General features: G+C 44.6%; 27 protein-coding genes and 3 tRNA genes. 27 read left to right on the forward strand and 3 right to left on the reverse strand.

Features of this window, described 5'->3' with window-relative positions:
* The coding region (locus B2U56_RS01270; RefSeq protein ID WP_286951736.1) for a hypothetical protein at nucleotides 1-743 on the reverse strand (743 nt) is incomplete at its 3' end.
* 21 nt (nucleotides 744-764) lie between these two features.
* Nucleotides 765-1,133 carry a hypothetical protein gene (locus tag B2U56_RS01275; RefSeq protein ID WP_286951737.1) on the reverse strand — a complete coding sequence of 123 codons (369 nt, stop codon included), beginning with the start codon at nucleotides 1,131-1,133 and terminating at the stop codon, nucleotides 765-767.
* A 155-nt stretch (nucleotides 1,134-1,288) separates the two neighbouring features.
* Here B2U56_RS01275 and B2U56_RS01280 point away from each other — a divergent pair, with 155 nt between their 5' ends.
* From B2U56_RS01280 to B2U56_RS01395, 24 genes are all read left to right on the forward strand, one after another.
* Nucleotides 1,289-2,332: a homoserine dehydrogenase gene (locus B2U56_RS01280; RefSeq protein WP_286951738.1), complete on the forward strand. Its 1,044-nt coding sequence runs from the start codon at nucleotides 1,289-1,291 to the stop codon at nucleotides 2,330-2,332.
* A 6-nt stretch (nucleotides 2,333-2,338) separates the two neighbouring features.
* On the forward strand, nucleotides 2,339-2,857 hold the full coding sequence (locus B2U56_RS01285; protein ID WP_286951739.1) for a YfcE family phosphodiesterase: 519 nt from the start codon (nucleotides 2,339-2,341) through the stop codon (nucleotides 2,855-2,857).
* A 26-nt stretch (nucleotides 2,858-2,883) separates the two neighbouring features.
* On the forward strand, nucleotides 2,884-3,711 hold the full coding sequence (locus tag B2U56_RS01290) for a PHP domain-containing protein (RefSeq protein ID WP_213700428.1): 828 nt from the start codon (nucleotides 2,884-2,886) through the stop codon (nucleotides 3,709-3,711).
* A gap of 63 nt (nucleotides 3,712-3,774) precedes the next feature.
* Nucleotides 3,775-4,815 carry a low-specificity L-threonine aldolase gene (gene ltaE, locus B2U56_RS01295; protein WP_286951742.1) on the forward strand — a complete coding sequence of 347 codons (1,041 nt, stop codon included), beginning with the start codon at nucleotides 3,775-3,777 and terminating at the stop codon, nucleotides 4,813-4,815.
* Nucleotides 4,812-6,170, forward strand: coding sequence for a TldD/PmbA family protein (locus B2U56_RS01300; RefSeq protein WP_286951746.1), 1,359 nt, complete (start codon nucleotides 4,812-4,814; stop codon nucleotides 6,168-6,170). The genes ltaE and B2U56_RS01300 overlap by 4 nt, the downstream gene beginning before the upstream one ends.
* A complete protein-coding gene (locus B2U56_RS01305) occupies nucleotides 6,148-7,830 on the forward strand; it encodes an N-acetylmuramoyl-L-alanine amidase (protein ID WP_286951748.1) in 1,683 nt (560 codons plus the stop codon). The genes B2U56_RS01300 and B2U56_RS01305 overlap by 23 nt, the downstream gene beginning before the upstream one ends.
* Nucleotides 7,831-7,838: 8 nt before the next feature.
* A complete protein-coding gene (locus B2U56_RS01310; protein WP_213700339.1) occupies nucleotides 7,839-8,603 on the forward strand; it encodes a GerMN domain-containing protein in 765 nt (254 codons plus the stop codon).
* Nucleotides 8,604-8,621: 18 nt separating this feature from the next.
* Entirely contained in the window at nucleotides 8,622-9,404 is a 783-nt protein-coding gene (gene rph / locus B2U56_RS01315; protein WP_286951775.1) for a ribonuclease PH, read from the forward strand.
* Nucleotides 9,367-9,957, forward strand: coding sequence for a non-canonical purine NTP pyrophosphatase (locus tag B2U56_RS01320; protein WP_286951750.1), 591 nt, complete (start codon nucleotides 9,367-9,369; stop codon nucleotides 9,955-9,957). Before rph ends, B2U56_RS01320 begins: the two co-directional genes overlap by 38 nt.
* A gap of 63 nt (nucleotides 9,958-10,020) precedes the next feature.
* Complete coding sequence (secG, locus tag B2U56_RS01325) at nucleotides 10,021-10,245, forward strand: preprotein translocase subunit SecG (protein ID WP_013047707.1); 225 nt, start codon at nucleotides 10,021-10,023, stop codon at nucleotides 10,243-10,245.
* Between the two features lie 12 nt (nucleotides 10,246-10,257).
* Nucleotides 10,258-11,301, forward strand: a complete 1,044-nt coding sequence (locus B2U56_RS01330; RefSeq protein WP_286951752.1) for a nicotinate phosphoribosyltransferase — start codon at nucleotides 10,258-10,260, stop codon at nucleotides 11,299-11,301.
* A 159-nt stretch (nucleotides 11,302-11,460) separates the two neighbouring features.
* Nucleotides 11,461-11,892: a 50S ribosomal protein L13 gene (rplM, locus tag B2U56_RS01335; protein ID WP_213700885.1), complete on the forward strand. Its 432-nt coding sequence runs from the start codon at nucleotides 11,461-11,463 to the stop codon at nucleotides 11,890-11,892.
* A gap of 21 nt (nucleotides 11,893-11,913) precedes the next feature.
* Nucleotides 11,914-12,309 carry a 30S ribosomal protein S9 gene (rpsI, locus tag B2U56_RS01340; protein WP_013047710.1) on the forward strand — a complete coding sequence of 132 codons (396 nt, stop codon included), beginning with the start codon at nucleotides 11,914-11,916 and terminating at the stop codon, nucleotides 12,307-12,309.
* A 267-nt stretch (nucleotides 12,310-12,576) separates the two neighbouring features.
* The gene (gene mgtE / locus B2U56_RS01345; RefSeq protein ID WP_213700884.1) at nucleotides 12,577-13,929 is read left to right on the forward strand and encodes a magnesium transporter; all 1,353 of its coding nucleotides are present in this window, start codon (nucleotides 12,577-12,579) and stop codon (nucleotides 13,927-13,929) included.
* A gap of 122 nt (nucleotides 13,930-14,051) precedes the next feature.
* The gene (locus B2U56_RS01350) at nucleotides 14,052-14,660 is read left to right on the forward strand and encodes a TetR/AcrR family transcriptional regulator (RefSeq protein WP_286951754.1); all 609 of its coding nucleotides are present in this window, start codon (nucleotides 14,052-14,054) and stop codon (nucleotides 14,658-14,660) included.
* Nucleotides 14,650-15,981 carry a TolC family protein gene (locus tag B2U56_RS01355; protein WP_286951757.1) on the forward strand — a complete coding sequence of 444 codons (1,332 nt, stop codon included), beginning with the start codon at nucleotides 14,650-14,652 and terminating at the stop codon, nucleotides 15,979-15,981. Before B2U56_RS01350 ends, B2U56_RS01355 begins: the two co-directional genes overlap by 11 nt.
* 18 nt (nucleotides 15,982-15,999) lie before the next feature.
* Nucleotides 16,000-17,091 (forward strand): efflux RND transporter periplasmic adaptor subunit, encoded by a 1,092-nt coding sequence (locus tag B2U56_RS01360; RefSeq protein ID WP_286951760.1) that lies wholly within the window; start codon nucleotides 16,000-16,002, stop codon nucleotides 17,089-17,091.
* The gene (locus B2U56_RS01365; RefSeq protein WP_286951762.1) at nucleotides 17,088-20,192 is read left to right on the forward strand and encodes an efflux RND transporter permease subunit; all 3,105 of its coding nucleotides are present in this window, start codon (nucleotides 17,088-17,090) and stop codon (nucleotides 20,190-20,192) included. The genes B2U56_RS01360 and B2U56_RS01365 overlap by 4 nt, the downstream gene beginning before the upstream one ends.
* A 5-nt stretch (nucleotides 20,193-20,197) precedes the next feature.
* Complete coding sequence (locus B2U56_RS01370) at nucleotides 20,198-20,497, forward strand: PG0541 family transporter-associated protein (protein WP_013047716.1); 300 nt, start codon at nucleotides 20,198-20,200, stop codon at nucleotides 20,495-20,497.
* Between the two features lie 66 nt (nucleotides 20,498-20,563).
* Nucleotides 20,564-20,639, forward strand: a tRNA-Thr gene (locus B2U56_RS01375).
* Between the two features lie 15 nt (nucleotides 20,640-20,654).
* Nucleotides 20,655-20,740 (forward strand) — tRNA-Tyr (locus B2U56_RS01380).
* 16 nt (nucleotides 20,741-20,756) lie between these two features.
* Nucleotides 20,757-20,832: transfer RNA gene (locus B2U56_RS01385), tRNA-Thr, on the forward strand.
* Nucleotides 20,833-21,254: 422 nt separating this feature from the next.
* The gene (locus B2U56_RS01390) at nucleotides 21,255-21,833 is read left to right on the forward strand and encodes a type IV toxin-antitoxin system AbiEi family antitoxin domain-containing protein (protein ID WP_286951765.1); all 579 of its coding nucleotides are present in this window, start codon (nucleotides 21,255-21,257) and stop codon (nucleotides 21,831-21,833) included.
* A gap of 49 nt (nucleotides 21,834-21,882) precedes the next feature.
* Complete coding sequence (locus B2U56_RS01395) at nucleotides 21,883-22,305, forward strand: nucleotidyl transferase AbiEii/AbiGii toxin family protein (protein WP_286951768.1); 423 nt, start codon at nucleotides 21,883-21,885, stop codon at nucleotides 22,303-22,305.
* Between the two features lie 33 nt (nucleotides 22,306-22,338).
* On the opposite strand, the gene B2U56_RS01400 is transcribed toward B2U56_RS01395, so the two are convergent.
* A complete protein-coding gene (locus B2U56_RS01400) occupies nucleotides 22,339-23,343 on the reverse strand; it encodes a response regulator transcription factor (protein WP_286951770.1) in 1,005 nt (334 codons plus the stop codon).
* Here B2U56_RS01400 and B2U56_RS01405 point away from each other — a divergent pair.
* The 3 genes from B2U56_RS01405 (at nucleotide 23,342) to B2U56_RS01415 (ending at nucleotide 25,633) form a co-directional block, all read left to right on the forward strand.
* Nucleotides 23,342-23,653, forward strand: a complete 312-nt coding sequence (locus B2U56_RS01405) for a hypothetical protein (protein ID WP_286951772.1) — start codon at nucleotides 23,342-23,344, stop codon at nucleotides 23,651-23,653. The genes B2U56_RS01400 and B2U56_RS01405 overlap by 2 nt on opposite strands.
* 263 nt (nucleotides 23,654-23,916) lie before the next feature.
* The gene (locus B2U56_RS01410) at nucleotides 23,917-24,351 is read left to right on the forward strand and encodes a hypothetical protein (protein WP_286951773.1); all 435 of its coding nucleotides are present in this window, start codon (nucleotides 23,917-23,919) and stop codon (nucleotides 24,349-24,351) included.
* A 16-nt stretch (nucleotides 24,352-24,367) separates the two neighbouring features.
* On the forward strand, nucleotides 24,368-25,633 hold the full coding sequence (locus B2U56_RS01415; protein ID WP_213700810.1) for a hypothetical protein: 1,266 nt from the start codon (nucleotides 24,368-24,370) through the stop codon (nucleotides 25,631-25,633).
* Nucleotides 25,634-25,930: the final 297 nt, after the last annotated feature.

A 25,930-nucleotide genomic window follows, 5' to 3' on the forward strand; every position in this document is an offset into this window, starting at 1 on the left:
CGAAAACCAAGGGGATAGCGGAAATCGTCAAGGTCGCACATAGTGACCGTGATGTCTGCGCCTGCAGCACTTAGAGTTTCAACTTCCTGCCATGTTTTAATGTTTCCTAAAACGCCGACAGACATTGAATTAGGCGTGGCTGAACGTACCACTGCCACATCCCTCAGAATATTGAGCCGCCGCCGGAGGTTCAGGCAAATTACGCCTGAAACGCCTGCCATCTCTGAATATCTGACAAAGGTGATAATTTGGCTTTCAGATAGAAAATGCCCATCGAAGGCGAAGTAAAGGGGGATGTCGGAGTCAAGGCACTTGCCATAGGAGAGGAGGGCCTGGCGTACCCTTTCACGTCCCTTGTTTTCATGCATAACATCTGCACGAAGGGTAACAATAATTTCCTCTACGCCGTTATCCTCTGCCCAGCGAATGAGATCCCCTTTAATAGAAGGCGGAAGACCCGAATAGGGGTAATCTATAATAGTCCCTATCTTTAGCTTCGTTCCTGCAAAGTGATCAAGAACGAAGGGCAATAGTACAGGTGGAATAAAAAAAGTGTGGATGTTGTTCTCAATACAAAGCCGGTAACTCTTTTCAAACTGCTTTTCATAAAAAATATCATAATAAGAAAGGTAGCACATTTTTTCAGAGAGGATATGAAAGGGCAGCGACTTTCCCAGCCCTGCTTCCGCAAGAGCTGCTCTTCGGTGAGCCTTTTCTGATAATAGTTGCAAATCAGTAGCCATATCATCACCTCATTATATTTATTAACGAAGACAGTGACACAATTCCTGGTTTTCTCCCCTGCCTTTCTTTATGGTAACTTCTTTCACTATGATGGCCCCTTGCCGCTGCAGGTATAAGAGCAGGGAAAGGGCCGTAGTTTCTGAAATTCCTATGTTTTTTGATATGTCTTCCAAACAGATAATTCCTTTTTCTTCTATAGAGTTCAAGACCTCTCCGGTAACACAGTTCAGCCACTGTGTATAAAGTTCCCGCATTTCAGGAGTTGTTGAAGAAGCAAGCTGTGAATTAAGGGAAACAGCTTCTATTAACCGGGCGGTTGCGAGGGATGACGATTCGATAAGGTTTTTCAGCTCTTTTAAAAGGGTTGCTTGAGAAACTTCTTTGCTCATGAATAGTGCTCCCTTCAATTAATAAAAAATCTGGTTAACTAACTACAATAATACAACATGAAGAGGATAAGGCGAAGGCTTTTTGTTCTTAAGTGATAGAATAAAGCAATATCCAGACTAGAGGGCATTATTTATTACGCGTTGGAGGAGTATGCATGAAGATCTCAGTTCTTCTTCTAGGTTTCGGGAATGTGGGGAGGGAATTTTGTTCTCTTCTAGAGAGGAAAGGTAACAAGATTTTTTCAGAATATGGATGCACCATTCAGATAAAGGGAATTTCGACCCAGAGAAGGGGCAACCTCTATTCAGAAGAGGGGTTGCATATGCCATCTGTTTTCAGGGCTGAAGAAGAAACAGGACGTATAGATTGCCTCAGAAGCAATGGCCTCTACATATCTCCCTCCCTTGAAGATTTGCTGAATAACGGTGACTATCACATCCTTGTAGACACAACCTTTTCCAGCCTGGAGACGGGGGAGCCGGCGAGAACCTATATGGAGAAAGCCCTTTCTCGGGGAAAATCTGTCGTTACGTGTAACAAGTCCCCAGTTTTTCTCTGGTACCATTCATTATCAAGTCTCGCCCGTGAAAGAGGGGCGAAGTTCCTATTCGAGGGAACGGTCATGTGTGGAACCCCCCTATTTTCTCTTTTTCGTCACGGTTTGCCCGCTACGGAAGTTCTTTCCTTTGAAGGAGTGTTAAACGGCACGTGCAACTATATACTTGAATTGATGCGTCAGGGAAGCACTCTTGACGATGCTTTGCTTGATGCCCAACGGCGGGGATATGCGGAGCCCGACCCCAGTGTGGATATTGACGGCTGGGATTCTGCCTATAAGGCGATGATAGTTGCTCAGGCTATTATGGGAGCTCCCAGACTTACAAAAGATATGATAGAAGTAAGGGGAATTCGTGAAGTAACTCCCGAAATGCTAAATATGACAAGAATAAAGGGCGGAGTTGTCCGCCTTCTCTCAAAAATAGAAAGGAAGCAAGATTCCTTTAAGATCGAAGTAGCTCCTACAGCGTTGCCTGCAAACCATCCTCTCGTAACTCTTTATGGGGTAACCAACGGTGCTGTTCTCTGTACAGACACCATGGGAGAGATTTGTATTGAAGGAGCAGGAGCAGGAAGCCGCTTCGCTGCTTTTGCCCTTTTGCAGGATGTTCTTTCCATTGCTAATTCTATGAGGAGGTGAAGCTTATTGTCACGGAGACTTGGTGTCATAGCCGATACTCATGGACATGCCGATGCCTGGGAAAAAGCGTTGAAGATCTGGGGGGACGTGGAAGCTATCCTTCATGCAGGGGATGTATTGAAAAGCGGTATTGATACAGGCCTTGCAGATCTCATAAATATTTCTTCCGTACCTGTTCTCATTGCTAAGGGGAATAGTGATTTTCCAAAGGACCAGGAAAGTCTTAACTGGCCCATTCTTTCTCCTTATGTAATGATCTGGTGGCAAGGGAAGCTCATACTTTTGAGCCATGGCTCTCACTTTTCTCAGGTCAGGGAGTTGGCTTTGCGATCCCGTGCAAATCTTGTGATAACGGGCCATACCCATGTAGGATCCATTGTCAGGGAAGGGAGAACATGGTTCTTGAACCCTGGGGGCGCATCCTTGCCAAGAGGGCGCGACCCGGCAAGCGTTGCGTTGATAGAAGAAAGTATAATACAGATCATCACGCTGGATGGTGAACTTTTACACCATGAAATTTGGTAGATAGATAAGCTGAGGGGGGTAGAAGCATGATTTTCATCGATCTACATCTTCACAGCACATGCTCTGACGGAACTCTTACACCCCGGGCCCTTGCTTTTAAAGCAAAAAGCCAGGGACTATCTGTGGCTAGTTTGACTGACCACGACACAACAGAGGGAGTAAAAGCCTTCTTAAAGACATGCGAACGAAGAGAAGTCCGTGGTGTAGCTGGAGTGGAACTTTCTGCGGATTTCCATAGTGTTATGCATATCCTGGGGTATCGAATCGATGTGGACTCACCTCTTTTTCAGAGACACATGAAGGATTTGCGGCAAGGGCGGGATGAGCGAAACTACAAAATTTGCCAAAAGCTTCAGCAGCTGGGTTTGTCCATCTCCATAGAAGAAGTGCAGGCTGAGGCCCAGGGAGAGGTCATAGCACGTCCCCATATAGCCAGGGTTCTTATCAGAAAAGGATATGTGCAGAGCATGGGAGCTGCTTTTGAGCGATACCTCGGGCGAGAGGCACCTGCCTATGTTCCCCGCTACCGGCTTTCTCCCCAGCAGTGCATTGAAACAATACATCAGGCAGGGGGTGTTGCTGTTCTTGCCCATCCGGTTCAGACAACCGATGATTATGGAGAGCTTGTTGACATCTTGAGTTCATTAAAAGAGCTCGGTTTGTGGGGGATGGAATGCCTGGCTCCCAGCCACGCTCCTCAGCAGGTGTTTCAATATTTGCGCATTGCTAAAGAAATGGGCCTTTTCCCTACTGCGGGATCTGACTTCCACGGAACCAATAGACCTGGAGTTTCTATGGGGATACGGGTAAAGTTTGACTTTCTACCATGGGCGCGTTTAGGTATATCCCTGTAGATTGATGGTATTATACGTAATAAGGTTAAAAGACACAGATTGACGTTAAGGAGGAGAACTTAGATGTACTTTCCCATCGACCTTAAAAGCGATACCGTTACAAAACCCAGCGAGGAAATGCGTCGGGCAATGTATGAGGCAGAGGTAGGAGATGACGTTTATAGCGAGGATCCGACCGTTCTGCGCCTGGAAGAGAAAGCTGCAGAAATAACAGGGAAAGAAGCAGCTTTGTTTGCTGTCTCCGGAACCATGGGTAATCTTGTTTCTCTCCTCTCACATTGTAATCGGGGAGACGGAGTAATTATCGGAACCTATTCTCACATTAACAATTACGAAGGGGGGGGCCTTTCCGCTCTTGGCGGGCTTTTCCCTATACTTGTGGATGATTCGTCAGGAATCCCTTCTCAAGAATCGATTGGTGAAAAGTGTCTTCCTAAAAATGTTCACTATGCTCCCGCCAGGCTTCTTTGCCTTGAAAATACCCACAATAAGTGCGGAGGCATTGCTGTTTCTCCAGAAAGGTTCGCAGAAACAGGGGAAAAGGCAAAAGATATGGGGTTGCCTGTTCATCTTGACGGAGCAAGACTTTTTAACGCAGCGTTAGCCTGGGGAGCAGACATCTCTGTCTATACATCTCGTGTAGATTCGGTTCAGCTCTGTCTGTCCAAGGGGTTAGGGGCTCCTGTAGGAAGTGTTATCTGTGCCTCATCTGATTTTATAGACCGCGCCCGGCATTGGAGAAAACGGGTTGGAGGAGGAATGCGTCAGGCAGGGGTCATTGCCTCAGCGGGACTCTATGCTTTAGATCATAACATCGATAGAATGATTGAGGATCATGAGAATGCGAAACGCATAGCCTATATTCTTCAGGATGGCGGTTTGGCCGTTGAGGAGAATGGCAGACAAACGAATATGGTATTCTTTTCTATTCCCGAAAATGGCCCCACTGCTTCTATGCTTATAGATAGCTGCGCCCGTCGGGGAGTTTATTTCACAGCCATGGGAGAACGCCGTGTACGTCTTGTTACCCATCTTGATGTGTCGAAAGAGCAGGCAGTGAAAGCTGCAGAAATCATAGTAGAAGAGGCAAAGAAACCAGAATGATCGTTCCAGACCGTGGCGAAGTAGAAAGTTATGCTGCATTAGCAATAAAAGAATCTCTTAAAAAAGGAGCCTCTGGGGCTGACATCCTTTTTTACTTTGGATTAAGTCACAGCCTTTCTTTAAGGGATGAAAAGCCAGAACAGAACAATTGGGGTTTTTCCGTGGGCGTAGGAATACGGACACTTGATAGAGATGGGCGTCAGGGAGTGGCCCATATTAACACATTCAACAGATCTGCCTTACAGCAGCTTGTGGAATGGAGTTGGCATAATTGCACTAATCTTGAACCTGACCCATGGGCTGTACTTTATGATGGGAAGCCCTCTTATGCTAAAAATCTCGAGCTTAAAGATGAAAAAATTTCCGCTATCCTTCCGGAACAGCGTCAGGAATGGTGTGCAGAAATGACCCATCTCGCGAAAAAGAGGGATTCGAGGGTTCTGTCTGTGCGAAGTGCGTCATGGAATGATGGGGAAGGGGCAACCTTTTACATGGCATCTACCGGAGTAAAAGGTTGGTATGATGGAAGCGGCGTAGCAGCGGGCCTGAGCCTTGTCATGAGTGATGGGGTAAATATGGAGATGGGGGGATACGGTGAAGACTTCCGATTCCTGGAAGATATCTCTCTTCAACGTATTGTTGAAAAAGCGGTAACACAAACAGCCTGTACTTTAGGCGGCCGTCCCCTTCAAACAAAGCATTATACATTAGTTCTTTCTCCAGAAGTTTCCGCTTCTCTTCTCTCTGTGATAGGTGAGCTTTTTTGTGCGTCGAATGTACATAAGAATCGATCTCTCTACAAAGGGAAGTTAGGTAAAAAGGTGGCGAGTCCTCTTCTATCTCTTGTAGATGATGGGCTGATGCCTAGAAAACTTGGGACCGTGCCCTTTGATGGAGAGGGTGTTCCCAGTCAAAGAACTGTATTAATGAAAGAGGGCATTGTGGAAGGGTACCTCTATAACCTTAAATATGCTCAAAAAGACGGGGTAGAGTCTACTGGAAATGCCGCAAGAAGTATTTCCTCCCTCCCGGATGTGGATATTTCAAATTTTTATATGGAGCCAGGAAATATTTCCAGTGAAGAAATCTTTGTTTCTGTTCAAAATGGAATTTACATAACGGAGTTTCTTGGCCTTCACACTGTAAATCCTGTGAGCGGCGATTTTTCCCTCGGCATAAAAGGTGTTAGTCTTTCTGGAGGTTTATTTGCCCAACCCGTTGCGGGAATGACCATAGCTGGTAATTTGCTCGACTTGCTCAACCGCATTATCTTTATAGGCAACGACCTTTCCTTTTTTGGCGATACTGGAGGGTGCACTATGGTGATCGATAATGTTACAGCGGCTGGGTTATAAAAATTTCATATTTTCTTTTCTTCTCGTACTGTGTCTTTTCTTATCTGTCACTCCAGTGATGGCTGATTCGGCCTGGAATCTTGCCCTCGATGGCAGAATCCTCGGCGGAATTCCTGTTAGGGATAATGGACGAATAACCATGGTTTCTATTGGTGCCATGGGGCGTCTTCTGCAATTGAAACTCGAACACAAAGATGATACCCTGCTAATTTTTTATAAGAACAATAAACTGCAGCTTGTTAATAAAGCGACGGCTGTCTGGCTAGATGTTCAACTAGTACCGACGGCATCAGCACCTGTCTTTGAAGGAGAAAACTGGTGGCTGGATTCTCGTTCCGCCATTAAAATACTCCAGGCTCTTTATCAGGCTGCAGGGTCTACCGCTTCTTTATCCTGGGCGGGAGATGCAGTAGAGGCTTCCTCTCTGGATAAGATTGTGGAAAGCCCTGAAAAAAAGCAGGAGGAGGCAGAAGAAGCCATTTTGCCTGCAAGTATCCCCATCGTGCCATCTCCCACACCTGCCTCATCGGTTTCCTCAGGCGGAATGAGGCCTTGTGAACTGAGAGCGCTGAGATGGGGGCGGTATGACGACAAAATAAGGGTTGTTTTCGATTATCAGGGGGAGACAGAGCCTCAATCAAATCAAACAGGGCAAAATGTATCGATAGCCTTTACGGAAGGCAGTCTTTCTAAGACAGAAACCCTTTCACCCTTCCCTACTGACGTCTTAATAGAAACTGCATCTTCTGAAGGGAAATATATTATTACACTGAGCTCTATAAAGGGAGGAGAATTAAAGGTTTTTACCCTTCCTAACCCCGATCGGCTTGTGGTCGATATTTATAACCCCAAGAATGAAGTCTTGCCTGCGCCAGCGGCAGTGTCAAATTTGAAACCAGCCCCAAAACCAGTGGCAGTGCAAACCTCAGAACCGAAGGAGCCAGTTTTTGTTCCTGCAAAGGTTGTTCCTCGAAAATCCGCACCTCTTGTAGTTATAGATGCTGGTCATGGGGGAAAAGATCCTGGCGCTGTGGCGAATGGTTACCGCGAAAAAGATCTGAATCTGCAATATGCGAGACAGCTGGCTGAATGTGTCAAGAAACGAGGGTTCAGAGTTCGTCTCACTCGTGATACGGATGTATATCTCAAGTTAGGGGAACGTACGGATTTAGCCAACAAATGGGAAGCTGACATGTTTATCAGCATCCATGCCAATGCCCTTCCTAAAGGAAGACATGCCAATGGGACAGAAATTTATATTATGGCTTTGCCCACAGATAAAGATGCCATGGAGCTCGCATTGATAGAAAACCGTGAGTTGACAGGGGATAATGGAAGCGAAAGTTCAGCCCAGGTGGATAAAAAAACTAAAATGCTTTTAAATATTCTTGGAAACATGCAACAAAATGCGAAAATTAGCGATAGTACAGAAGTCGCAGAGCATTTATTCAAATCCGGGAAAAAGCAGAAAATAAATATGAGACGGGTTGCCCAGGCGCCTTTCTTTGTGTTGCGAGGGGCCACTATGCCGGCAGTACTTATAGAAACAGGTTTTTTAACAGAGCGCAGCGAAGCAAAAAAACTTGCGACGCCATCTTTTCAGAAGCAGTTTGCTGAGGCCGTTGCACAGGGTGTAGAAACGTATTTTAATGGTAGATAGAATGGTGAGTGCGAAAGGAGGTGTGTGGCGCATTTGCGCTATACGAAATGGTTCGTAGAGAAGATAATTTCATTGATGATTTTGAAGATGATTTAACAATTCGTAAGGAGATTGACGAACAGGTAGAAGAGTCAAAAACCATACATAAACCCAAACCTCGTTCAAGGAGAGGAAGACGTTATGCCGATAAGCAGTCTTCAAAAAAAGCCCCCCTTGCCCTCCGCGCCATCGCATGGGTGGCCCTTGTGTTTTTATTTTTCGGTGTGGGATATTGGGGAACATCATTTACACTTAAAGTTTTAAATAAAAAGAATCTTGTCCGCCAGGAGGAAATTGTTCAAAATCAGCAAGAGCTTTCTGAGCTCGTGGCTTCAGAAACAAATGCTGGAAGAAAGGTCACCTTCCCTCTATATATTCCCATGAACGGCGATGTGGTGCGAAAGGACATTGTCGTTCTTTCCAGCCTTATGGAAGATGACATGGAACGCCTCATTCTCAAACTCTTTGAAGAGTGCGGAGATTCTTTGCGTGGGGTCAACATCCTCCATATATTCAGGAACGGTGATACAGCCTACGTTGATATAAGCGGAGGATTCATGTCTGCTCTGAATGCTCTTGGAGAAGAAACTAGCACCTTGCTCATTACAGGTATTGTTCGAACTCTGAAAGAAAATTTCTCCCCGGTTTCAAAGGTACGTTTCCTTGTTGAAGGAAAGATTCCTCAGAGCGGCGCGCCTGTAAATCTTTCAGTTCCCTGGGAACTGCGTTCATAAAGAGAAAGGACTGTGATGATGGAAGACTCTCTTCTTCGAAGTGACGGCAGAAAGTTCAATGAAATACGTCCCATTAGCTTTCAGCGTCACTTTACCCGTTATGCCGAAGGGGCAGTGTTAGCCTGCTTTGGTGATACGAAAGTCATTTGTACAGCGTCTGTGGAAGACAGGGTTCCTCCTTTTTTGAGGGGGTCTGGCCAGGGGTGGATAAGCGCAGAATATGCTATGTTGCCTCGTGCCACAGCAGAGAGGTCATCCCGGATGACCTCAAAAGGAACGATTAGCGGGAGAAGTCATGAGATACAACGCTTAATTGGGCGCTCTCTTCGAGCCTCCGCGGATCTTTCTCTTCTGGGAGAGAGAACCATATGGCTTGACTGCGATGTTATCCAGGCAGATGGCGGAACACGTACAGCAGCCATATCCGGAGCCTTTGTAGCCCTATTCGACGCCATGCGGTACCTGAAAGCCCAGAATGTGATAGAGAAAATTCCGGTAAAGTCTTTTGTAGCCGCTGTCAGTGTAGGAAAAATAGAAGGAAGCCTTCTTCTTGATCTTTGTTACGAAGAAGACAGCCGTGCTGATGTAGACTGCAATGTGGTGATGAACGGAGACAAACAGCTTATTGAAATACAGGGCACAGGGGAGCGGGGAACTTTTGCCAGGGATGAATTTGACGCTATGCTCGATTTGGCTGAAGATGGAATTCAAACTATAATGTTCAGTCAAGCTGCGGTTCTTCAGATTAGCGAGGAGGAACGACATGCTTGCGTCGGGAAAATCTGTAGTTTTTGCAAGTAATAATCGAAACAAGTACGAAGAGGTTGCGGAACTACTTGCTCCTCTCCAGATACATCTTATCTTTGGTCCTGAGCGCCAGGCCATTGATGTAGAAGAAACAGCACAAACCTATATGGGGAATGCCTACATCAAAGCTGTGACGTGGGCAAAAAAGACAGGGATACCTGCTTTAGCCGATGATAGCGGTCTCGAAGTGCGTGCCTTAGGCTGGAAGCCAGGTATCTTTTCCGCGCGGGTAGCCCCTTCTACAGAAGGGCGGAATGAATGGCTCTTAAAATCCCTCGAAGGAATTGAGGATAGGGTAGCCAAATACGTGGCGTCCTTCGCTCTTTGTCTTCCAGAGAATGGACTGGTTTTGATAACAGAAGGTGAGTGCTGGGGAAGGATTGCTCTCGGGAGGAGCGGTAGAGGCGGTTTTGGATACGATCCGCTTTTTATTCCCCATGGGTACGAACGTCCTTTTGCAGACCTTCCTGATAAAATAAAGGCTCGAATATCCCATAGAGCTATAGCTTCTTATCAATTAATACATATTATTCATCAACAAATATGATAAAATAATCTACTGTCTGTATTTTCAGTGTCGTATAGTGTGTAGGGGGTGTAGAAGGTGAAAATGTTCATTGGCGTCGTGCATATGGTTTTAAGTATTGCATTGATTGGCATAGTACTTCTTCAGCAGCGTAAAGAAGGCGGTTTTTCGGGTATCTTTGGCGGTGGAACGCAAGCTGACATGGGTGGAAGCCAGTGGCAGCGATTGAGTGGCTTAACGAAAATAACGGTTGTTCTGACCAGTCTTTTCATGCTAACGTCTCTTGTCCTCGTAATGATGTCAAAATAAAGGAGAATGGATATGGTAAAAAACGGGAATCTTGATTCCCTTGAGGATATCTCCTCTATTACGGTTGATATGGACCGTTTGTACAGTGCCACTCACGAGGAAATCATGAGCGGCCTCACTACCGATGTGTATTTTTTGAAAACGAGAGATGTGCTGCGCCGGGCCGGAAAGATTGATACGCCTGTGGTTGCAGAATTCTTTGCTCGAGGTAATGGCGTTTATGCCGGTTTGACCGAGGCAATGCAAATCCTGAGACATAAAAATGTTTCAGTTTATTCTTTAAACGAAGGAGACACTTTTACTCCTAAAGAAGTCGTTATGAGAATAAGCGGGCCTTATTCTGAATTTGGGTTGTATGAAACCGTCTTACTTGGTTTTTTGGCTAGTTCAAGCGGTTGGGCCACAGCTGCGCGGCAGTGCGTAGAAGCAGCCGATGGTAAGCCTGTCCTTTGTTTCGGGGCGAGACATGTCCATCCTGCTATTGCGCCTGTAATGGAGCGTGTTGCAATGGAAGCAGGCGGATGCTCCGGCGCGAGCTGCATGCTTGGCGCGAAACTGGCTGGCCACAATCCTATGGGGACCGTTCCCCACGCTGCCGTCCTTATTGTTGGAGATACAGTTGAACTGGCTAGGTTCTATGATGAAGAAATTCCTGAAGGAGAGCCTAGAATCGTCCTTATTGATACCTTTAAGGATGAAGCAGAAGAGTCTTTGCGAGTAGCGCAAGCTCTAGGAAACCGTCTTTATGGAGTTCGCCTTGACACTCCTGGAGAACGTGGGGGAGTTACTGCTGAACTGGTTAGAGAAGTTCGTTATCGTTTAGATATTGCAGGCTTTTCCCATGTAAAGATCATTGCTTCCGGTGGCCTTAACCCCGAACGAATTAAAGTTCTTTCCGAAGCAGGGGTTGATTCTTTTGGCGTAGGAAGTTATATTGCCCATGGAACTCCACGAGATATGACCATGGACTTGAAGGTTGTAGATGGAATTCCTATAGCAAAAAGGGGAAGATTGCCAGGGATCATTGAAAACCCCAGGCTAAAACGTGTAAAATAAGCTGGTTCTGCGAATGCCTTTTTGTGGAGAAGATGCGTTTTTTAGCGGGAATGCCGCCACCATTCCCAGATGCAGCTAAAAGAATTCGGCTTCCGCAAGAGTCGGCGTTCTTTGAACTTTTCTCTATAAATTTACTTGAAGTTAAAGGAGGAAATGAACATGGCAAGCAATCGTACCTACATGGCTACTCGTGAAAAAGTTGTTCGCGAGTGGTATGTAGTAGATGCTACCGATAAACCTATGGGACGTCTTGCTGTAAAGATAGCCAGAATTCTCATGGGAAAACATAAAGCAACCTACACCCCTCACGTTGATTGTGGAGACTTTGTCATCGTTATTAACGCAGAGAAGGTGAAATTAACTGGGAATAAATTAATGAACACCAGAAGGTATCACCATACGGGTCACCCTGGCGGTATTAAGAGCCAGACCTATGGTGAAATGATTGCAAAAAAACCAGAGCGGCTTATGGAGCTCGTAGTGAAGGGAATGCTTCCCAAATCACGCCTTAACTTTCAGAGGAAACTTAAGGTATATGCAGGGGATCATCATCCGCACTCAGCTCAGCAGCCTGTAGCTCTTGATATCTAATTTGAGAAAGGAGGAACAAGAATGCCAACTCCTTCCTATTTTTGGGGAACAGGAAGACGTAAAAATGCTATTGCTCGAGTAAGAGTTTGCCCGGGCGATGGATCTATAGAAATCAACGAAAGAACGGTTGAAGATTATTTCCCTCGAGAGGTCTGGCAGTCTCAGGCCCTTGCCCCTTTAAAAGTTGCGGGTATTGAGGGTAGAGTGAATGTCTTTGTCCGTGCCAACGGGGGCGGTCTTACCGGGCAAGCTGGAGCAGTTCGCCTTGGTATAGCAAGAGCCCTTTTAAAACTGAATCCGGAACTGCGCCCCGCTCTTAAAAAAGCTGGGTTGCTTACTCGGGATCCACGCATGGTCGAAAGAAAGAAATTCGGTCAGAAAGGTGCTCGTGGGCTTCGTCAGTTCTCCAAACGTTAGTTTTTTACAAAAAACACAATACATACGGGGCGTTTTGCTAAAAAGCCCCGTATGTTATCTTAATTAAAGCAGTTTCTTTTCTAAAAGGAGCGACACATGGATAGCGGTTTAGTCCCTTTATCGTGTAACTACATTAAAATTTTAATGAACTAACTGGCGTCGAGTACGTTTTCACTCCTCATGGCAGGTTCGATAACGCCCGACGCCCGTCGGGTGTGAACTGATTCTCACCCTTTAAAAAAACTGTAACAAAGGGGGGAGATGCCGATGAATGATTTGCACCACAAATTTCTCGAAAGCATCGATAAGCTTTTCCAGGCTAAAAAGTTTAAAAGCTTGAAAGAGCTGCTAAGCACTATGGAGCCTGCTGACATTGCTGAAATAATGGGTGAAAAACCTCCTGTTGAACGGGTTTTTCTCTTCAGGCTTTTAGCAAAAGACCTGGCCATAGAAGTGTTTGAGTTTATGGACAGCACAGAGATAGAAGAAATGCTGGCCCATTTCTCTGATAGTGAAGTTTCAGAAATTATGGAAGAAATGTCAGATGACGACAGAACAGCTCTTTTCGATGAACTGCCCGCGAAAACCGTGAAAAAACTTCTATTGCGCCTTTCCCCAGATGAACGCAAAGTAGCAAACATGCTGCTGAATTATTCCCCAAGCTCTGCGGGGAGAATAATGACCCCGGAATATATAGATTTGAAAGAGGAAATGACAACAGAAGAGGCTATTGGTCGAATTCGGAGGAATGCGCGCAGCAAAGAAACCATCTACACTTGTTTTGTTGTTGACACACAACGCTACCTAAAAGGCGTTGTCGATCTGGAAACCCTTATTATGGCAGAACCTCACACCTTGGTGGGGGCTGTTATGGATGATCCTATCTACGCTACAACGACTACAGACCAGGAAGAAGTGGCTCAGGTCATGTCGAAATATGACTTACAGGCCATTCCTATAGTAGATACCGAGAAGCGGCTTGTTGGCATAATAACCTTTGACGACGTTCTTGACATCATCGAGGAAGAGGCAACGGAAGACTTCGAACGAATGGCAGGTATCCAGCCGGTAGAAGAAAGCTATCTTGATGCGAGTATCTTTACTTTAGCAAGAAAACGTTTTATGTGGCTTTTCATTTGTATTTTAACAGAGACTGCAACGTCTGCTATTTTAAAGCACTACGCTTTTGCTATACAAAGCATGGTAGCATTGACCTTTTTTATTCCGCTACTTATAGATACTGGTGGAAATGCTGGAACTCAAGCTTCTACTCTCGTCATTCGCGGTCTTACTCTTGGACATATAGAGTGGAAGGATATAGGTAAGGTTCTTTTTAGGGAAGCTTTAACAGGAATATTATTAGGGTCGGCTTTAGCAATTCTTGGTCTTGTAAGGGCCTATATGCTCAATACAGGATATGGTCTGGCGATCACCGTAGCTATTGCCATTGTTATTGTTGTTTTACTTGGAAATCTGGCGGGGACTCTACTGCCTTTTATAGCTCGAATGTTCCATATAGACCCAGCTATTATGTCGGGACCTTTTATTACAACATTAGTAGACGTGTTTGGGCTCATCGTTTATTTTGAAATAGCCCGAAACATTCTATCCCTTTCTTAAAAAGACTCTAGTTGGCATGGGTTATCCTTTTCAGGGTAACCCACATTTTTACGCTTTCCAGTTGACAGACCGTTCAGTATGGTCTAAGATGTTTACATATCGACTGGTCGGGAGGTGATTAAGTGAAAGACAGCGGACAAGATACAAAAGCTCTTATTATTTCTATAGCTCGCAAGCACTTTGCCGAAAAAGGGTTCTATGGGACAAGTATTGACGCCCTTGTAAAAGAAGCGGGTTTGAGTAAAGGGGCATTATATTGGCATTTCCCTGGGAAGCTCGATCTTTATAGAGCGGTTATAAAAGAAGAGGTAGAGCGTATCCGCCATATTATGGTTCCAGAACAGCCAGAAAAGCCTGAAGAACGAGAGGGGCTTTTCATTGCTCGAGGAGAGCAACTTATTGATGCAGTGATGAAAGACCGGTTGTGGCGAATGTTCAGCGTCCATATGGCCTTAGAGTCTATTAGGGGCAATAAAGAAATTCAGGATTTGAATCGTCTTATTAGTCTATCCTTTGTGGAAGAATTTGAGTCTATCCTTATGAGGATGTATCCCTCCCTGAAATATGGAGCAGGAGGACTTTCTCTTAAAGAACTGATTCAAATTTTCGAGAACTTTATTGCTGGATTAGTTTCTAACGTAGGAACAACCCTCTCTGTCGATGAAGCTAAACGTTCTTGGAAATTTTTAGTTACACGAGTTCTTAAAGGAGGGGCACCATATGCGCCATAGAAAATATTTTTATATGATTGCGATAATAACACTATTCGCTTGCCTCTTTTCGGAAAAGCAAATTTTACGGGCTCAGGAAAGAGAATCTCTCACAGAGGCGCTAGTATTGGAGCTTGCAGAGGAAAATAATCCAATCCTGGCGGCAGAGGCAGAGCGAGTAAATCAGGCACAAGCCAGGTACTTAGGTTCCAAATCAGCACAAAAACCCCAATTAACGGCGTCTTTAACGTACCAACAATTAGGTGAGGAGCCAAGGTATCCTGTAATTCCTACGGGGGGAGAGGCTATAGCGGGGTTTGAAAAAACCTATCGTGCAGCTCTATCTCTTGACTATCTTATCTATAGTAGCGGCGCTGTAGAAAACTCTGTGCGGAGCCAGAAATTGGCTTTAGAGGGGGCAAAAGCACAAGAGACCAGGGTGTCACAGACTGTGGAAAGCAATGTATTAGCGAGTTATTACAATCTTCAGCGAGCTCGAGCAAAACTTGCTGTAGCGGAAGATGTATTAGATCTCACAAAAGAACACCTGAAGCAAGTGGAGTCTTTTTATCATCATGGTGTTGTAGCTAAAAATGAAGTTTTGCGAATTCGTGTAGATGTGTCGGAAGCCGAGCTAAACAGAATAAAGACTGCCAACGGAGTAGATGTGGCATGGAGTGCCTTAGAACGAGCTGTGGGGGTCTCTTTGCATTCTCAATATGCTTTGCCGGATCCAGATCAGTCCCGACCCGATGTTCCTGTAATTGAGGATCCTTTTTCTCTTGCCCTAGAAATCAGGCCAGAGCTTCAAGCTTTAGACCATGCTGTTCAATCATCTCTATCTCTTTCTAAGGCGGCAGCAGCACAAAGCAAACCGCAGGTGATTTTGCAGGCTGAGAGCTATGTTGCTGACAACACTTTTTTCCCGAGCGAAAAAGATGACTGGAAAATCTCTCTTACAGCACTTTGGAAATTTTACGATGGTGGAGCAAGTCAGACGAAGGCCCAAGAAGCGAAGGCGACAGCAAATGAGTTTCTTTTCAGGACAGAAGACCTTAAAAAACAGATTAACTTGGAAGTTTCTGTCGCAAAACTTAACCTGGAATCTGCTTTGCAACGGATATCTGTCGCTGCGGATCAGGTGCAAAGTGCCGAAGAAGACTATCGTATGGCTTTAAAACGGTATAGTTCCCAGGTAGGCACAAATATAGATGTTCTTGATGCTCGTGTAGCTCTCACCAATGCTCGAACTCAGCTTGTTGACGCAATTTATGATACGCACATATCTAAAACAGAACTTTTATATGCAGTAGGCCTTCCTCTAAGTACAGCTGAAGAATAGGAACGGGAGTGATTATGAGTGAAAAAGAGTCTGATGCTCTTTAGTGTGGTTATTATCTTTATTGCCCTTATAGGTTTTAGAGCCTATCAGAAACATCAAATAGAAAGCACTGTAGGTGAAATAGAGCGGATAAAAGTAGAAGTAGTTTCTCCAGCGCAGAGAACTTTCGTGGATACTGTTCGCTTTGTGGCTACTCTTGAACCGGAAGAAGAAGCTGCTGTTATAAGTAAGGTACCAGGTAAAACAGTTCTTCAAGTCCTTGTTCATGAGGGGGATAAAGTACAGCAGGGAGATGTTCTTGCCATTCTTGATACAAATCTTATAGAGCAGCAGATAAATCAGGCTCAGGCAAGCCTTGCCAAAGCTGAAGTTTATAAACAGACCGTGGGAAACGATTACCGAAGATTTTCTCAACTTTATAAGGAAGAAGTTATTAGTCGCCAACAATATGATCATGTAGAAGGAGAGTATAAAACCTCAGACAGGCAAGTGGCAGAGGCGAGGGCAGTTCTGGAACAGCTTAAGATAACGAGGGGATATCATCGAATAGAGGCCCCGATTTCCGGCACTATTATAGCTCGAAATGTAGATGCTGGAGACACTACCTCCTCCTATCCTGCCTTTGTGATAGCTAAGCAGGAGCAGGTTAAAGCCGTAGGAGTAGTTCCAGAGAAACTCTACTCTAAGGTAAGAGCAGGGCAAGAAACGCATATTTCTCTAGATGCTTTCCCTGGACGTTCTTTTAAAGCAAAAGTGTCTAGAGTTTCTCCCATTTTGGATCCTGCTACTCGAACAGGAAAGGTAGAGGTCGCTGTTGACGCTCTTTCCCTTATGAAACCTGGAATGTATGCTCGAGTAGAAATTCAAGCGGGAACTCATGAAGGGCTTGGTATTCCATTAGACGCTGTTATGAAAATGGCAGGTACTGGTCTGCCTATTTGTTATGTGGCTACAGAAGATGGGACTGCTAAAACAAAACAAATTACTCTTGGAGAGGAAGGACCAGATGCTATTGAGGTAATCGAAGGAATATCTCCTTCTGATAAAGTTATCATTACCCGTTCGGAGAAACTTTCTGAAGGAATACCAATTGAGGTGGTTCAGCGATGAATCTTCCAGAATTTTCGGTTAAGCGGCGAGTAACCACCCTTATGATCTTTCTTGTAGTCATATTGCTTGGTGGTATTGTTTTCACATCTTTAAAAGTAGATTTATTGCCTGAAATAGAACCTCCAGTTATTAATATTTTGACTTCATGGCCAGGAGCTTCTGCAAGCGATGTAGAGCAGCGGGTTTCCAAAATAGTAGAAAATCACGTTGCCATGATAGAAGGGGTAGATACTATCCTTTCAAAGTCCCAAGATAACATATCTGTTGTTTCAGTGAAGTTTGATTGGGGGGAAGACTTGGATGTCAAAATAGGAGATGTTCGAGATGCGGTGAACTTCGCTAAACGAGATCTACCTAGCGATGCAGAGGAACCGATTTTGTTGAGAATAACTTCAGGGACGGTTCCTGTCCTTGTAATGTCTCTAACGGCAGACGAGTCCTTTCCCGGTCTTTATCATTATGCAGATAAAACTATTTCCGAAACAATTTCCCGTATTTCAGGTGTAGGGCAAGTTCTGATCTATGGCGGGGATCGACGGGAGATACAGGTGCAACTCAATGTAGATAAAATTGAAGCGTATGGACTAGCTCCACAATCAGTAGCGCAAGTGCTTGAACGGGAGAATATTAACATTCCTTCAGGGTCTCTAAAAGAAGGGCGAATTGAATATTATCTACGGGTTCCTGGTCGATTCCAAAGTGTAGAGGATATGCACAAAGTAATTGTAGGTGTATCGAAAGGGCGACCAGTATATCTTTCCGATGTGGCGACTATCTCCGATAGTTTTAAAGATCCTGATATTCAAGGATTTCACGCAGGGAAGCAGTCAGTAATCCTCATTGTTCTCAAAAACAGTGACGCCAATACGGTAGAAGTAAGCCAAGCTGTTCTTAAGAAAATGGAGGATATGAAGAATCAAGAGTTCCCAGGTGACGTAGAGTATCATGTGGGGCTTAATGCCGCTGATTTTATTCAAGATTCTGTGCGTAATTTAAGTTCCTCTCTTTTTATGGGAATACTTTTGGTGTTCCTTGTGACATGGGCCTTTTTAAAACGACTCCCAGCCTCGCTTATTATTTGCGGAGCGATCCCTTTCTCTCTTGTCATTACTTTTATAATTATGGGATGGCTTGATTATACTATCAATATTTTCACCCTTTCGGCTCTAGCCGTAGCAAGTGGCATGGTTGTGGATAATTCTATTGTCGCTACTGACCAGATTGTTTATCACTTAGAGCTTGGAGAGCGACGGAATGTGGCGAGTATCCTCGGTGCACAGGAAGTACAGTCTGCCCTTCTCGCTTCTACGCTTACCACGGCTGTTGTGTTGCTCCCGTTAGCTTTTATTTCAGGGCTCGTGGGTGTTTTCTTTTCAGCATTAACTATTGTGATGGTTGTAGCTGTTATGGCATCGCTCTTTGTCAGCCTTACCTTTGTTCCAATGATGGGAAGCCGGTTTTTCAAGCGCGAAGAAGATCGCTTAAAAATGCACCAATATACGGAACGATTCCTCGTATGGCTTGAACAAGGTTACAAGAATATCCTTTCATGGAGTCTTATAAACCAGAAAAAAGTTATTGTTGCAGCTGTAGTTCTTCTAGTCCTTACTTTTACAGGTTTCCGTTTCATAGGTACTGAACTGACGCCGGAACCGGATACGGGAGATATTTCTATTACTCTCACACTTCCAGAAGGAACCAGGATTGAAAAAACAGAAGAACTTCTTAAAGAAATAATGGCATATGCTGAAAAAACAGTACCGGAGGCAACAAATATATTTGCCTATGATGGCCGGGATGAAAAGGGATATGCTGTAGCTGTCGGGCAAGAGGCTGGCCCTAATGTGGGAACTGTGGGGCTTAAGCTGGTGGAGAAAAAGAAAAGAGAGCGTAGTGCTTTTGAAGTTGCCAACGAACTGCGTAATTGGCTTCAAACTAAGCCTGGTATTGAAAAAATGACAGTTGTAGTTACGTCTCCTATTAAAGCCATGTTACTTGGGTCGAAACCCTTGAATATAGAAGTATATGGAGACAACCTTGATCATGTTATAGAAACGGCAAATACGATTAAGAATAGCCTCATGAAGATACCAGGAGCTGTTGATGTGACGTTGAGCCAAAAACAAAATCGCCCAGAAGTATGGGTACAGGTTGATAGAGAAAAAGCAGCTTTGGCAGGAGTAAGCACAGCATCTGTTGCACAGACTCTGAGGACTTATTATTACGGATATGAAACAGGCGAAAGTTATTGGGAAGGTGATGATGATTATCCCATTCGAGTTCGGTTGAACACCGATGAAAGAAACTCTCGAGAGGTTTTAAATCGTCTGATGGTTCCGAATGTAAATGGGGAGCTTATTCGCCTTTCGACAGTAGCACAACTCAATGATACAGTAGGTCCACCGGAAATACAGCGCAAAAATAAACAGCGCTACGTAGTTGTTGAAGCGAATGTTCATGGGAGATCGTTAGGTCAGTTGACGCAAGATGCAAAAACAGCTATCAAAAAAATGAATACCCCTCAAGATATCCGTATCGATTTTGGCGGAGAGGTAGAAGAAAAAGATAAGGCTTTCCGCCAAATGGGATATTTAGTTTTGTTGGGTGTCCTTTTGGTCTATATGGTTATGGCTGGGCAATATGAAGCCTACCTCGATCCCTTTGTCATCATGTTCAGCATTCCCTTTGCCCTTACTGGCGTGGCTTTCGCCTATCTTCTGACGGGGATGTATCTTTCGTTACAAGCACTGCTCGGAGTCATTATGCTGGTTGGGATTGTGGTCAATAACGCCATTGTACTTGTAGACTATATCAACCTTCTCAGAGCCCGAGGTGTAAAATTGAGAGAGTCTCTTCTTGAGGCGGGAGAACGTCGTTTACGCCCTGTTTTAATGACGACACTCACAACGTTTTTTGGCATGTTGCCAATGGCTATTAGCCAGGACCAGGGAGCAGAGCTCTGGCGTCCGCTTGCGATTTCTGTTATGGGAGGATTGCTCGTTTCTACCATAGTAACGCTAGTAATTGTACCTGTCATTTACAGTTTGTTTGAAGAAAAGCTTCGTCGTAAAAAGCGTTTTGCTGAGGCAGAGGAGGTTTAGGCTGCATGAAGATGTTCTGGATTTTTTGTAATGAAAGTGTCGCAGAAGATCTCATGGATGTTCTCAATAAAAACGGAATCACGGGATATTTTGTTTGGAAAAATGTTTTGTTCCGTGATAACGAGAGTGGAAAAACCCATTGGGATGATGCAATATATCCTGGCAAAGACTGGGCTTTTATGGTCTTTTGTGATGATGAAGATGTTTTGGTCTTAAAGGAAAAACTCGAACACCTAGAAGAAGAACCGTATATAAAACAGGCAGGGATAAAAGCTTTTATTGCAGAAGCAAAAAAAGTAATGTAAAATAATGCTCTGTTGATGACTGGTGTTGACAGATTCTTTTCTCCCGCTATAATATACCAGCGGCGAGCCGGTGTAGCTCAGTTGGTAGAGCAGCTGACTTGTAATCAGCAGGTCCCCAGTTCGAGTCTGGGTGCCGGCTCCAGTAAATTGACAACGTGGTGGGATGGCCGAGTGGTCAAAGGCTGCAGACTGTAAATCTGCTGGCGTTCGCCTACGTAGGTTCGAACCCTACTCCCACCACCATTTATATATTATGAAAGCCGACTTAGCTCAGCAGGTAGAGCACATCCATGGTAAGGATGGGGTCTCCGGTTCGAGTCCGGAAGTCGGCTCCAGTGTTAGCAAAGGGTCCCCGGTTATTTTCGGGACCCTTTTTCTATTTGTATGTCATATGTATGTTTGCACAATTTAACTTTCCTGCCAAATTGTCTTGTTTAAGCTCCCCACTAGCAGGCAACCTTCCTACTATCCGCATGACCGGCCAGATAAAAAATCGTTTGGGGCCCCACCACCGCATATTCGTGTAGGAAAAGCCCGGCGATACGTAAAAGAAGATTTAGATAAGTGGATTGATGCTCAACCAAAAAAGTTTTGCCTGTCTTACAAGGGGGAATGTAATAGCATATATTCACAAAATAATACGAAAACACTATACGTTTATATCTGTTTTGGCGAGAAAGGGTTGAAATATTGGCCTCTTTTCGCTAAAGCGGATATTAAAATATGTTAAGCACTTTGTTTTTAAGGGGAAATTACGATGAAGTATTATGAGAAGCTCGTCGATATGAAGTGTTTCACACGGCAAGATGTAGAAAAATTGACAGGGAATAAAGAGACCGCAAAATCCCTTTTGAACAACTATAAAAAGAAAGGGTACATTGAAAGTGTCCGGCGGAATCTTTTCGTTTCCATCAGCATGGAGACGGGCGAGTCTGTAGCGGATCGTTTCGTGATTGCCAGCCATATCGTCCCGGAGGCCTGCGTCACCCATCATTCGGCCTTTCAGTTTCACGGGATGACAAACCAGGTCTTTTACGAACTGTACGTCGCGACCCCCGGCAACAAAAAGTTTTCCGAGTTCACATACAACGGCATCATCTACCGTTACATACCGTCACGCCTCGATATTGGAATTGAAACAAAATACGATGGGATGATTCGAGTTACTGACCTTGAGCGTACTGTCATAGACAGCATTGAGGATATAAACAAGATTGCGGGGCTTGAGGAGGTTTTAAACTGCATAGAGGCCATTCCCCCCCCGTTGTCTGAGCGCTCAAAAACTGGTTTCATACCTCAAGGAATACAAGAAATCCGTCAAAGGTTTTTTATATAAAAAGATGGGATATATACTGGAGCATTTTCAGAAAAAAATAGACGCCCCCATGAACTTTTTGCGGAATGTGTATGCAAAAAAGATGGGCTTCGTTGTAAACACCCGTGAGAAGGTATGCCGTCTCACGCGCGTCCTGCATTTCATAGAGAAACACTCCTTTCTTTATAAAAGCCTTGGATTTAAGGGCGGGACGGCCATCAACCTGGTGATATTCGAATGCCCTCGGTTGTCTGTAGATATTGATTTGGACTTCTGTTTAGAAACTTCGCGGGGCGATATGCTTGAGGTGCGGCGTGATCAGCTTAAAGCTAGTGGTTATCGCTGGAACGCCGAAGAAAAAATTTGGCAGCGTTCAATGATCGCAGATAATTTTAACTTTAAAGAATTTTGTTCCCAACCGTGGGTGCAGGCAGGAATATGCATCAAGGTTTATTCGGAGGATGGCGATCAGATGTATGTCCACCGAGGATGATTTTTTGTATCTTTATCTAGGAGAGAGGTTTCTTTACGAAAAGATTCTCTGCACGTCTTCTCTTCCAGAGGCCTTTGTCTTGCGATAAATGTTTCTCAAATGGGTTTTTAAAGTGTTTTCAGAGATATTCAGGCTATCGCAGATCTCGCTATTGTTGAGGTTCTCTGCCAGCAGTAGGGCAATTTTTGTTTCCTGCTTTGTGAGATCATAGGGCAAAAGTAACAAATGGTGTCTTTCAGTTTGAGAAAGAGGAGCGAGGCCATGTTTCTCCTGTTTATCGAGATTTTCGTTTGCAAAAGTTTCGGGATTATCGTGAAAGAAAAGTCCTGCCAGCAGGAGTGAAATTACACCGGCAACCCACAGGAGCTGGTTATTTGGAATCTTCCATATTTCGGAGATGCTGTTCAAGAGAAAAATAAGATTCTGACCTATAAAGACAGATCCGGCGATAAGGGCGAGGCCCTTACTTGCGACAGAGAGGGCATGTTCTTTAGGAGCTCGTGAAGCCAAACCAACTAAAGTCGCCCAGGCATAAGCACCAAAACACCCAAATCCGAACTGGAGGAGTGTTATGGGAAGTATGCTGATCCAGCCAGAGAAGCCATAAAAAGGTGAGATCAAAAGGAATCCGGTTCCAATAAGAATTTGGGCCAAGATATAAATGTGCCGCAATTTTATTTTTGGAATCTTATAAACCAATAGCGCTGCCGTTAAAGCTCCTGCCCCGTACATAAGCTCTGAAAAAAAGAAGTGAGAAATGGTTTCTGTTCCAGAACTGCTCAAAATATGATGATGAAAGATGCTGCAGGCCAAAAAGAAAAGAAAGATCCGTATTGCTAGCCCAAAATGCAGGGGGGCAAACCATTTGCCCTTAAAGGATGTCTGAGGCCGCAGGTGGGGGAGCTCTGAAGAAGAGAAAGAGAAATTAAAGCTTTTTCCCCAAAAAAGTGCAGAAACCAGGGGGAATGCTCCTGTTATAAGCAGCAAAAATGAAGGCGGGAACCAGGGGTGAACTGCCATAATAAGAGAGGCGAGCATGTTGGCTGCCGAAAAAACAAGAACTGCTTTTTGGGGAGAGAGATTTGTTCCAAGCCACATCCAGCCCCCATCAAAAAGAGCAAGGGCTGCGCTTGCAATCAAGATGCTTGCAAAGTCCATCCATATACTTAAGTGGGAAGGGGTTCGAGGCAGCAAAAGAAAGAGAGAAAAAATACTAAAGAGTAAAAGCTGTTTAAAGAATTTATTGCCATTGAAAAAGAAGGTATATTTTGCCATCAGGGTAAAAAAGATAGCATTGAATAAAGGGAAAAAGAAAAAAGCACGTTCTGGAGATATGGAAAGAAGCTGAGGAAACTGTATAAAAAGGTGTCCCTCCTGAAATGTCCCCCAGCTCCAGGCAGTCGCGAGCCCCAGTCCAACTATAATCAAAAAAAGGAAATATTTATCTTTGTCGTAAGGTGTTTTCATTTTTCCTTTTCACCAACCTTATTAGGTATATGGTCTCAACCCTTATTGTAACAGGATTTTCATGGAGGGGTGAGAAAATTCATCCTTTATCCGATGTGGTTCATATGTTAACTTCCAGAGGAATTCATGGAGGGAGGTAAAGGAATGAGAAGAAAATTCTGTGTTTTTGGGCTTCTGCTGCTAGTGCTCTTTTTTGCGGGAAGTGCTTGTGGGGCGGAAGAGAAGTTTGTCTGGATTTATAAGGATGATGGGTTTGATATGTATCTTCACAAGGGAACTCTTAATAAAAATAAGGATGAGATCTCTTGCTGGGTCAAAAGTGTTTATTCTGAAAAAGGCAAAGCGTGGGTGTTGACAAATATGCCATCGAAATATCGTAAAAAGCCCATAGAGTATGGCATGGACTTTTTTGTCCTCAATACGAAAACAGGAAAATATCAGATAAAAGTGTCTATTGTCCATAGCCCTAACGGAGACGGAATATATCGTGAAGGCAGCAAGGCATGGCTTCCCGTAAAACAAGGAACTCTTGCCGCCCTGATTGCAAACAAGCTACCCGAAGAACTAAAAAACAAATAGGGGGGAGGAAGAGGAAATGAAGAATACAAAAATAATAAAGAGGCTGAGCGCTGTCCTTACCGTTATAGTTTGTCTTCAAGGGATAGTTGGTGTTGCTGATGCGGCCCTCAGATCAAGATATGAACAAAAAATAGGCGATATTCCAGGAGCTAGTGTGCCAGTAACCATTGCGCCTGCGGCACCGGTACCTCCTCCTGCGGCTCCGGCACAAGCTTTGGCTCCCGCGCCGCAGTCTCCACAAAAAAATGGCGAATTGGTGGCTTCCTGTGGAATCCCCGCAATCTATGTAAAAGCCATGGCCAAGGAACATGAAAACTTTCGAGAAGCCTTTATTCGCGCGGAGCTAAGCCTTCGGTACTACATCAGGAAGGGGAAAGAGAGACAAGAACCCTCTTCGCAGCAACTCAAAAATCTGCGATTCCAGATAACGCAGAATTTAAAAGCTCTAGAGTCCAGTGCCAATCGTTATTCTCGAAATATACGATATGCTAAATTAGCAATGTTGCAGATGGATGAAGAAGAGCGTTCGATATTTGCTGAGGCTTTGGCCTCCCTTTATGGAACGCCAGCATGGGCAAGTTCACAAGGAGTACCGATGAGTGCAAATTTGGCTCCTATGGATGTTATGAACAGGCTTGAGAACACTATGACCAATGTGGGAGTTGCGTCTGGCACAGCCCAGCTTGCCATTGATCAGAGGTCGCTTGTGGAAACAACAGGCGCTTGGGAGGCTTTTAAGAGCAGCTATGGCGCTCAAGTCCTGGCTTCTGGCGCAAAATTGGGGGCCACTGTGGCTGGTACTATTGGCGGAGCCGCTTTGGGGGTTATCGCTATTGGGTCATTGCCAGTTACTGCTACTGGCGCGGCGATCGTAGGGGTGGCTGGCCTTGGCGTGGGTATTCTTGGCGGAACCATTAGTATCATTGGTGCTACAGATGACTTTGTCAAAGCTGTTAAGGATGACACGAGTTCCGGCATAGATGCGGGTGAAAGAGAAAGATTGGAAAATTTGGGTAACGCTGTGTCAGCGGTCAATATTACGGTAGGTCTCCCGGGGCTTGCCCAGTCATCAAGCACAGCCGAATTTGTGCAGGGCGGGCTTTCCTCAGTATCAGATGCTATGGGCTTTTGGGGAGAAGAAGAAAATAGAAATGATGAGAAGGCAAACGAAATAAACAGAGAACTTGACAGTGTTATGAAAGAAGGCGGAAGCGGCGGCGGCAACGATAGCGGAGGCGGAAGTGGCGGCGGTTGCGGTGGAGGTTGCAGTGGCAGCTTTTGATGAATTCGGTTATAATTTAGCAGGTGTTTTGTAAGACCCGGCATAATGCCGGGTCTTTTTACTCTCATTGAATAAAAACAAGCCGGAAGTTCAGAAGGATCTGCCATATTGTTGAAGGTTGATTTGGAAGAGATGTACTTCTGGGTCTTTTACTATGGGCGGATATGGATATTTTTGATTCATATGATAAAATCTCTTCAGTAAATAGGGTTTTTTAACGAAGGAATACAGAGCCTGGAAGGGCGAAGATTCTATATATGCAGGGAGGCCTGAGAAAAAATGGCAAAAGAGAAATTT

Origin of the sequence: Aminobacterium sp. UBA4987 (genome assembly GCF_002396985.1) — a bacterium.
GTDB lineage: Bacteria > Synergistota > Synergistia > Synergistales > Aminobacteriaceae > Aminobacterium > Aminobacterium colombiense.

What these genes read in the sequence shown, in the direction of transcription:
- secG (WP_013047707.1), top strand. Translation starts at nt 10,021, where the DNA reads ATGTTCATTGGCGTCGTGCATATGGTTTTAAGTATTGCATTGATTGGC.
- rpsI (WP_013047710.1), top strand. Translation starts at nt 11,914, where the DNA reads ATGCCAACTCCTTCCTATTTTTGGGGAACAGGAAGACGTAAAAATGCT.
- B2U56_RS01355 (WP_286951757.1), top strand. Translation starts at nt 14,650, where the DNA reads ATGCGCCATAGAAAATATTTTTATATGATTGCGATAATAACACTATTC.
- B2U56_RS01365 (WP_286951762.1), top strand. Translation starts at nt 17,088, where the DNA reads ATGAATCTTCCAGAATTTTCGGTTAAGCGGCGAGTAACCACCCTTATG.
- B2U56_RS01400 (WP_286951770.1), bottom strand. Translation starts at nt 23,343, where the DNA reads ATGCTCGCCTCTCTTATTATGGCAGTTCACCCCTGGTTCCCGCCTTCA.
- B2U56_RS01405 (WP_286951772.1), top strand. Translation starts at nt 23,342, where the DNA reads ATGTTGGCTGCCGAAAAAACAAGAACTGCTTTTTGGGGAGAGAGATTT.
- B2U56_RS01330 (WP_286951752.1), top strand. Translation starts at nt 10,258, where the DNA reads ATGGTAAAAAACGGGAATCTTGATTCCCTTGAGGATATCTCCTCTATT.
- mgtE (WP_213700884.1), top strand. Translation starts at nt 12,577, where the DNA reads ATGAATGATTTGCACCACAAATTTCTCGAAAGCATCGATAAGCTTTTC.
- B2U56_RS01410 (WP_286951773.1), top strand. Translation starts at nt 23,917, where the DNA reads ATGAGAAGAAAATTCTGTGTTTTTGGGCTTCTGCTGCTAGTGCTCTTT.
- B2U56_RS01415 (WP_213700810.1), top strand. Translation starts at nt 24,368, where the DNA reads ATGAAGAATACAAAAATAATAAAGAGGCTGAGCGCTGTCCTTACCGTT.
- rplM (WP_213700885.1), top strand. Translation starts at nt 11,461, where the DNA reads ATGGCAAGCAATCGTACCTACATGGCTACTCGTGAAAAAGTTGTTCGC.
- B2U56_RS01305 (WP_286951748.1), top strand. Translation starts at nt 6,148, where the DNA reads ATGTTACAGCGGCTGGGTTATAAAAATTTCATATTTTCTTTTCTTCTC.
- B2U56_RS01390 (WP_286951765.1), top strand. Translation starts at nt 21,255, where the DNA reads ATGAAGTATTATGAGAAGCTCGTCGATATGAAGTGTTTCACACGGCAA.
- B2U56_RS01290 (WP_213700428.1), top strand. Translation starts at nt 2,884, where the DNA reads ATGATTTTCATCGATCTACATCTTCACAGCACATGCTCTGACGGAACT.
- B2U56_RS01395 (WP_286951768.1), top strand. Translation starts at nt 21,883, where the DNA reads ATGAACTTTTTGCGGAATGTGTATGCAAAAAAGATGGGCTTCGTTGTA.
- B2U56_RS01280 (WP_286951738.1), top strand. Translation starts at nt 1,289, where the DNA reads ATGAAGATCTCAGTTCTTCTTCTAGGTTTCGGGAATGTGGGGAGGGAA.
- B2U56_RS01300 (WP_286951746.1), top strand. Translation starts at nt 4,812, where the DNA reads ATGATCGTTCCAGACCGTGGCGAAGTAGAAAGTTATGCTGCATTAGCA.
- B2U56_RS01370 (WP_013047716.1), top strand. Translation starts at nt 20,198, where the DNA reads ATGAAGATGTTCTGGATTTTTTGTAATGAAAGTGTCGCAGAAGATCTC.
- B2U56_RS01320 (WP_286951750.1), top strand. Translation starts at nt 9,367, where the DNA reads ATGCTTGCGTCGGGAAAATCTGTAGTTTTTGCAAGTAATAATCGAAAC.
- ltaE (WP_286951742.1), top strand. Translation starts at nt 3,775, where the DNA reads ATGTACTTTCCCATCGACCTTAAAAGCGATACCGTTACAAAACCCAGC.
- B2U56_RS01275 (WP_286951737.1), bottom strand. Translation starts at nt 1,133, where the DNA reads ATGAGCAAAGAAGTTTCTCAAGCAACCCTTTTAAAAGAGCTGAAAAAC.
- rph (WP_286951775.1), top strand. Translation starts at nt 8,622, where the DNA reads ATGGAAGACTCTCTTCTTCGAAGTGACGGCAGAAAGTTCAATGAAATA.